We start from the raw sequence: 6,214 nt of genomic DNA, 5'->3' as shown, positions 1-6,214 counted from the left end.
GACCGGCCCTGTCGGGGTGGGCATCGGCTGGCGGCCGGAGATCTCCGGTTTCGTCGCCGAACTGCCCGGGCTGCGTTTCGTCGAGGTGGTGGCCGAGGCGGTGCACGACATCGTCCCGCCTGGACTCGCCGGCCTGCGGGAGCGCGGGGTCACCGTCGTACCGCACGGGGTGCGGCTCTCCCTCGGCGGCGCGGCCCCGGTCGAGCCGGCCCGGGTCGCCCACCTGGCGCGGGTTGCGGAGCTGGTCGGGGCGCCACTGGTCAGCGAACACATCGCGTTCGTCCGGGCCGGCGGCCTGGAGGCCGGGCATCTGCTGCCGGTGCCCCGCAGCCGGGAGGCGGTGGCCGCGGTGGTGGCGAACGTGCGGCGGGCACAGGCCGAGCTGCCGGTGCCGCTCGCGCTGGAACCGATCGCCGCGCTCTTCGACTGGCCGGACGACGAACTGGACGAGGCGGACTTCCTCACCGAGATCCTCGACGCCACCGGGGCGGCGCTGCTGCTCGACGTGGCCAACCTGCACGCCAACGCCCGCAACCGGGGCGGCGACCCGGGCGCCCTGTTGGACCGGCTGCCGCTGGACCGGGTGGCCTACGTCCACGTGGCCGGCGGCGCCGAGCGGGACGGCTACTACCACGACACGCACACCGACCCGGTGCCGCCGGAGGTGCTCGACCTGGTCGGCGCGCTCTGTGCCCGGCGCCGGCCGCCGGCGCTGCTGCTGGAGCGCGACGGCCGCTATCCGCCGGCGCCGCAGCTACGCGCGGAGCTGGACGCCCTGGCTGCCGCCTCCGGGTACCCGGTGGTCACGTGAGCGGCCCCGCCGACCCGGCCGCGCACGTCGGCGCCGGGCCGCCGGCCGTCGGCGAGCCGCCGCGACAGCCGGCCGGGGACCTCGCCGCGCGGCAGGCCGCGCTGGTCGCGGCCCTGGTCGCCGGGGGTGAGCTGCCGTCCGGTTTCGCCGCCGGGCCGATGGCGGCCGCCCGGCTCGCACTGCTACGCAAGCGTGCCGGTGAGGTCGCCCGACAGTGGCCGCGCCTCGCCGCCGGTCTCGGCGACGCCTGGTGGGACACCTTTCACGAGTGGGCTGACGGGCGACCCGGCAGCGGCTCGCTGCGCGACGGCTGGGACCTGGCCCGCGCCCTGCGCGACCGCGGCGGGCTACCCGCCCTCGGCGCGGAGGAACTCGTCGAACGCGAGGCGGCGGGCCGCTACGACGGCCGCACCCCGCCGCGACCCCGCCGGCTGCCGGCCGTCGCCCGCGCCGGCGGCGCCGTCGCGGTCCAGGTCGCCGGTCGGGTACGGCTGGTGCGTGCCGCCCGCCGCTGACGCCGGGGTGCGTCCGGCGCGCCCGTACGGCAGGATCGACCGCATGGATCTCGGACTCACCGACCGGGTGTACGTGCTGACCGGCGCCTCCCGTGGGCTGGGTTTCGCCACCGCCGAGTGCCTCGTCGCGGACGGTGCCCGGGTGGTCGTCGCCGCGCGGGCACCCGAGCGGGTAACCGAGGCGGTCGAACGGCTGGGCGGTGCGGCGCACGCCGTCGGCCTCGCCGCCGACCTCGCCGACCCGGGCACCCCGCAGCGGTTGGTCGCCGCCGCCCGGGAACACTTCGGCCGGTTGGACGGCGCGCTGGTCTCGGTCGGCGGGCCGCCGCGCGGCACCGCCGCCCAGGTCGACGACGCGCAGTGGCGGCAGTCGTTCGAGACGGTCTTCCTGGGCAGCGTCCGCACGGCCCGCACGGTGGCCGCCGCGCTCACCGAAGGTGGCGCGATCGGGATGGTGCTGTCCACCTCGGCCCGCAGCCCGGTGCCCGGCCTCGGTATCTCCAACGGCCTGCGGCCCGGCCTGGCCGGGGTGGCCAAGGACCTGGCCGACGAGTACGGACCCCGGGGCGTGCGGGTGCTCGGGCTGTTGCCCGGGCGCATCATGACCGACCGCAACCGGGAACTCTTCGCCGCCACGGGTGACGCGGCGGCGGCCCGGGCCGAGGCGGAGGCCGGCATCCCGCTTCGCCGGATCGGCGACCCGGCCGAGTTCGGGCGGGTGGCCGCGTTTCTCCTCTCCCCAGCCGCCGGCTACGTCACCGGGGTGACCGTGCCGGTCGACGGCGGCGCCCTGCGCGGGCTGTGACTTCACCTCGGCGCACCCCCGACCCCACCGGTCCCCGGCCGGGCCGGGCGGACGCGCCGTCGGGCTCCCGGCCCAAGGGTCGCCGGCCGGGTCCGACGCCGACAGAGCAGACCGTCGCCGACCCGACCTCGCCGACCGCACGACCGACCGGGCGTCCGTCCGCGGCGAATCTCGACCGCCCCGGGCCCGGCGTCCGGGGGCAGGTCGGCCGGCCGACGCGGGAGGAGTTGGCCGCCGCGGCGGACCGGACCATCCCGGACGTCATCGCGCCCGGCGTGGACGTGCTCTTCGTCGGCATCAACCCCGGCCTCTGGTCGGCTGCCACCGGCTGGCACTTCGCCCGGCCCGGCAACCGCTTCTGGCCGGCGCTGCACCGGGGCGGCTTCACCCCGCGCCAGCTGCATCCCAGCGAGCAGGGCCTGCTGCCCGGCCTCGGCCTGGGGATCACCAACATGGTGGCCCGGGCCAGCGCCCGTGCCGACGAGCTGACCGCCGCCGAGCTGGTGGCCGGCGCGGAGACCCTGGTTGGCAAAATCGCGCGGTACCGGCCGGCCTGGGTGGCGGTGGTCGGGGTGACCGCCTACCGGATCGGCTTCGACCGGCCGAAGGCCGGGTTCGGTCCGCAGCCGGAGCTGCTGGCCGGCGCCCGGCTCTGGGTGTTGCCCAACCCGAGCGGGCTGAACGCGCACTTCACCCCGGAGGCGCTCGGCGCCGCTTTCCGCGAGCTGCGCGCGGCCACCGCCGCTGGGTAGTTGGCGGCGCACGGAACGCCGCAGCTGGGTAGTTGCAGGCGCCTGGCCCGCCACCGGCTAGTTGGCGGCGGCGGGCGGCAGGGGCTCGCGGGCGACGTACGTGCCCATCGGCACGGTGGTGACCACCGGCTCGGGCACCTGGCCCTCGACGTGAGGGGGCGGCGAGTCGGTGACCGCGAACTGGGTGCGGTACAGCTCGGCATAGAGGCCGCCGACGGCGACCAACTCGTCGTGCCGGCCGCGCTCGACAATCCGCCCGTCGTCGAGGACCAGAATCTGGTCGGCGTCCCGGACCGTGGAGAGCCGGTGCGCGATGACCAGCGCCGTCCGCCCGGTCAGCGCCACCGACAGCGCGCGCTGTACGGCCGCCTCGCTCTCCGAGTCCAGGTGGGCGGTGGCCTCGTCGAGGATGACGATCGACGGCGCCTTGAGCAGCAGCCGGGCGATGGCGATGCGCTGCTTCTCGCCGCCGGAGAAGCGGTAGCCACGCTCGCCGACCGTGGTGTCCAGCCCGTCGGGCAGGGCTCGGACCAGGTCGGCGACCTGAGCGCCCGCCAGGGCCGCCCAGATCTCGTCGTCGGTGGCGTCCGGCTTTGCGTACCGCAGGTTCTCCCGGATCGTCTCGTGGAAGAGGTGGCTGTCCTGGGTGACGACGCCGACCTCGTCGCGCAGCGAGGCGAGGGTGGCGTCGCGGACGTCGACGCCGCCGACCAGCACCGCCCCGTCGGTGACGTCGTAGACCCGGGAGATCAGCATCGACAGGGTCGACTTGCCCGCGCCGGAGGGGCCGACCAGGGCCACCACCTGGCCCGGCTCGACGGTGAACGAGACGCCCCTGAGCACCGGCTCGTTGACGGCGCGGTCGAGGGTGGCGACCTCCTCCAGCGAGGCGAGGGACACCTCGGCTGCGGCCGGATAACGGAAGCGGACGTCGCGGAACTCGACCCGGCCGTCGCCCCGGGGCACCGGCAACGCGTCCGGCTTCTCCTCGATGCCGGGACGCAGGTCGAGCACCTCGAAGACCCGGTCGAAGGAGACCAGTGCGCTCATCACGTCCACCCGGACGTTGGACAGCGCGGTCAGCGGGCCGTACAGGCGGGTGAGCAGCAGCGCGAGGGTGACCACGGTGCCGGCGCTGACCGCGCCGGTGACCGCCAGCCAGCCGCCCAGACCGTAGGTCAGCGCCTGGGCCAGCGAGGCGACCAGCAGCATCGCCACGAAGAACGTCCGCGAGTACATCGCGGACTGGATGCCGATGTCCCGGACCCGTTCGGCGCGGCTGGCGAAGCGCCGGGCCTCCACGTCGGGCGAGCCGAAGAGCTTGACCAGCAACGCCCCGGCCACACCGAACCGTTCGGTCATGGTGGCGTTCATCTTGGCGTCGAGGTTGTACGACTCCCGGGTGATCTCGGCCAGCCGCCGCCCGACCCGGCGGGCCGGGAGGATGAAGATCGGCAGTAGCACCAGCGACAGCGTGGTGATCTGCCAGGAGAGGGTGAACATCACCGCGGCGGTGAGGACCAGCTGGATGACGTTGCTGACCACCCCGGACAGCGTCGAGGTGAACGCCCGCTGGGCGCCCATCACGTCGTTGTTGAGGCGGCTGACCAGGGCACCGGTCTGGGTGCGGCTGAAGAACTGCAACGGCATCCGCTGCACGTGGTCGTAGACCCGGGTGCGCAGGTCGAGGATGATGCCCTCGCCGATCCGCGCCGAGTACCACCGCTGCGCCAGGGAGAAGAGCGCGTCGGCGACCGCCAGGGCGGCGATGACCAGGGCCAGCCGGACCACCGTGCCGCCGGCGTCCGGACCGGCCCGGGTGATGGTGTTGATGACGTCCCCGGCGAGCACCGGGGTGGCCACCCCGATGATCGCGGCGATCACCACGGTGACCAGGAAGACGACGATGTCTCGCCGGTAGGGCTGGGCAAACGCGACGATCCGGCGGGCGGTGCCGCGCTTGAGCCGGTGTGTGCTGACCTCGTCGCGGCTGCGCATCGACCGGAGCATGCTCCAACTGGCCATGCCCCCGCCGGACATCGGGTTGGACATCGTCACCTCCGGTCCTGCGAGTGCCGCGCTGTCGGGTCCGATTCTCCCGACGACTACGACAACTTCGGCAGTAACCCGGAACGGTCCTTACTATTCTCCCCGTCCGGCGAGATCACGCAGTCGGCGGGTCTGCGCCTCCCGCTCCGCGCGCTGCTGCTCGGCGTGGGTACGACCAGCCGCGCCCGCGAGTAGCGCCTTGATCTCCACCACCGCGTCCCGGTTGGCCGACAGCAGCCCGGCGGTCAGGTCCCGGACGGCGCCGTCCAGCTCGGCCGGGGGCACGACGAGGGTGGCCAGGCCCAGCCGGTCCGCCTCGGCGGCGGCCAGCCGCCGACCGGTCGCGCACATCTCCAGCGCGCGGGAGTATCCGACCAGTTCGACGAGGCGCTTGGTGCCGGCCAGGTCGGGGACCAGGCCGAGGGTCACCTCGGCCATGGACAGTTTGGCGTCCTCGGCGAGCACCCGCAGGTCGCAGGCGAGGGCCAACTGGAAGCCGGCGCCGATGGCGTGCCCCTGGACGGCCGCCACCGAGATCACGTCGGGGCGGTGCAGCCAGGTGAAGCCCTGCTGGAACTCGGCGATGCGGTCCGCGCACTCCTGCTCGGGCAGGGTGGACAACTCGGCGAAGGAGCCGGGACCCGAGGCGCCGGCCACGGCCAGGTCGAGGCCGGCGGAGAACGCCCGCCCCTCGCCGCGCACGACGACGACACGCACGTCGCCGGGCAGATCGCGCGAGAAGTCGCGCATGGCGCGCCACATCGCCGGGGTCTGTGCGTTGAGCACGTCGGGCCGGCACAACGTGACCGTCGCGACCGGCCCGTCGCAGTCGAGTCGTACCCCGGTCGTCTCTGCGGTCACCGGACCGCCCGGAGCGCGACGCTGATGGACGACACTGCGGGGCGGGTCACGCCTTCTTGCGGCGTCGGGCGCCGCCACGCTGGCGCAGCTGCACCCCGGACTCGGTGAGCACCCGGTGGATGAACCCGTAGGATCGTCCGGTCGAGGCCGCGAGAGCACGGATGCTCTCGCCCGAGGTGTACCGCTTTACCAGGTCCTTGGCGAGCGTCTGACGCTCGGCTCCGACGATCCGGCGACCCTTCTCAGTGCTGGTGGCTGTGCCAGTGGCTGCCATGCTGATTCCTCACGTCCCAGACTGTGCGGTTCGGATACGGTCCCACCTATTAGACCGCCTCGAACGATCATGCGCCAGATATCAACTCTTCGCCAACCGACACGCTATGCAATGTCAGCTTCCCGATAGAGTGACCCCACCCACGCC

Annotated in this window: 7 protein-coding genes; 4 read left to right on the top strand and 3 right to left on the bottom strand. The window is 74.2% G+C overall.

What is annotated here, in order from left to right:
• The 4 genes from E1193_RS29210 to mug all read left to right on the top strand — a co-directional run.
• Nucleotides 1-811, top strand: an 811-nt coding sequence (locus tag E1193_RS29210; RefSeq protein ID WP_132186386.1) for a DUF692 domain-containing protein, incomplete at its 5' end; no start/stop codon positions are given.
• Between the two features lie 101 nt (nucleotides 812-912).
• Nucleotides 913-1,326: a hypothetical protein gene (locus E1193_RS29205; protein WP_132186388.1), complete on the top strand. Its 414-nt coding sequence runs from the start codon at nucleotides 913-915 to the stop codon at nucleotides 1,324-1,326.
• A 43-nt stretch (nucleotides 1,327-1,369) separates the two neighbouring features.
• Complete coding sequence (locus E1193_RS29200) at nucleotides 1,370-2,131, top strand: SDR family oxidoreductase (protein ID WP_132186385.1); 762 nt, start codon at nucleotides 1,370-1,372, stop codon at nucleotides 2,129-2,131.
• 227 nt (nucleotides 2,132-2,358) lie between these two features.
• Complete coding sequence (gene mug, locus E1193_RS29195) at nucleotides 2,359-2,883, top strand: G/U mismatch-specific DNA glycosylase (protein ID WP_207922914.1); 525 nt, start codon at nucleotides 2,359-2,361, stop codon at nucleotides 2,881-2,883.
• A 57-nt stretch (nucleotides 2,884-2,940) separates the two neighbouring features.
• Here mug and E1193_RS29190 read toward each other — a convergent pair whose 3' ends face one another.
• The 3 genes from E1193_RS29190 to E1193_RS29180 all read right to left on the bottom strand — a co-directional run bounded on the left by E1193_RS29190 (nucleotide 2,941) and on the right by E1193_RS29180 (nucleotide 6,067).
• Entirely contained in the window at nucleotides 2,941-4,923 is a 1,983-nt protein-coding gene (locus E1193_RS29190; RefSeq protein WP_207922913.1) for an ABC transporter ATP-binding protein, read from the bottom strand.
• Between the two features lie 102 nt (nucleotides 4,924-5,025).
• Nucleotides 5,026-5,793, bottom strand: a complete 768-nt coding sequence (locus E1193_RS29185; protein ID WP_132186383.1) for an enoyl-CoA hydratase/isomerase family protein — start codon at nucleotides 5,791-5,793, stop codon at nucleotides 5,026-5,028.
• Nucleotides 5,794-5,839: 46 nt separating this feature from the next.
• Nucleotides 5,840-6,067 carry a helix-turn-helix domain-containing protein gene (locus E1193_RS29180; protein WP_007462679.1) on the bottom strand — a complete coding sequence of 76 codons (228 nt, stop codon included), beginning with the start codon at nucleotides 6,065-6,067 and terminating at the stop codon, nucleotides 5,840-5,842.
• Between the last annotated feature and the right edge of the window lie 147 nt (nucleotides 6,068-6,214).

Origin of the sequence: Micromonospora sp. KC606 (assembly GCF_004348675.1) — a bacterium.
Classification (GTDB): Bacteria; Actinomycetota; Actinomycetes; order Mycobacteriales; family Micromonosporaceae; genus Micromonospora.
This window is presented reverse-complemented; position numbering and strand designations above follow the sequence as displayed.

Bases quoted from the DNA above. Each gene is read 5' to 3' on its own strand.
- E1193_RS29200 (WP_132186385.1), top strand. From the start codon at position 1,370: ATGGATCTCGGACTCACCGACCGGGTGTACGTGCTGACCGGCGCCTCC.
- E1193_RS29190 (WP_207922913.1), bottom strand. From the start codon at position 4,923: ATGTCCGGCGGGGGCATGGCCAGTTGGAGCATGCTCCGGTCGATGCGC.
- E1193_RS29180 (WP_007462679.1), bottom strand. From the start codon at position 6,067: ATGGCAGCCACTGGCACAGCCACCAGCACTGAGAAGGGTCGCCGGATC.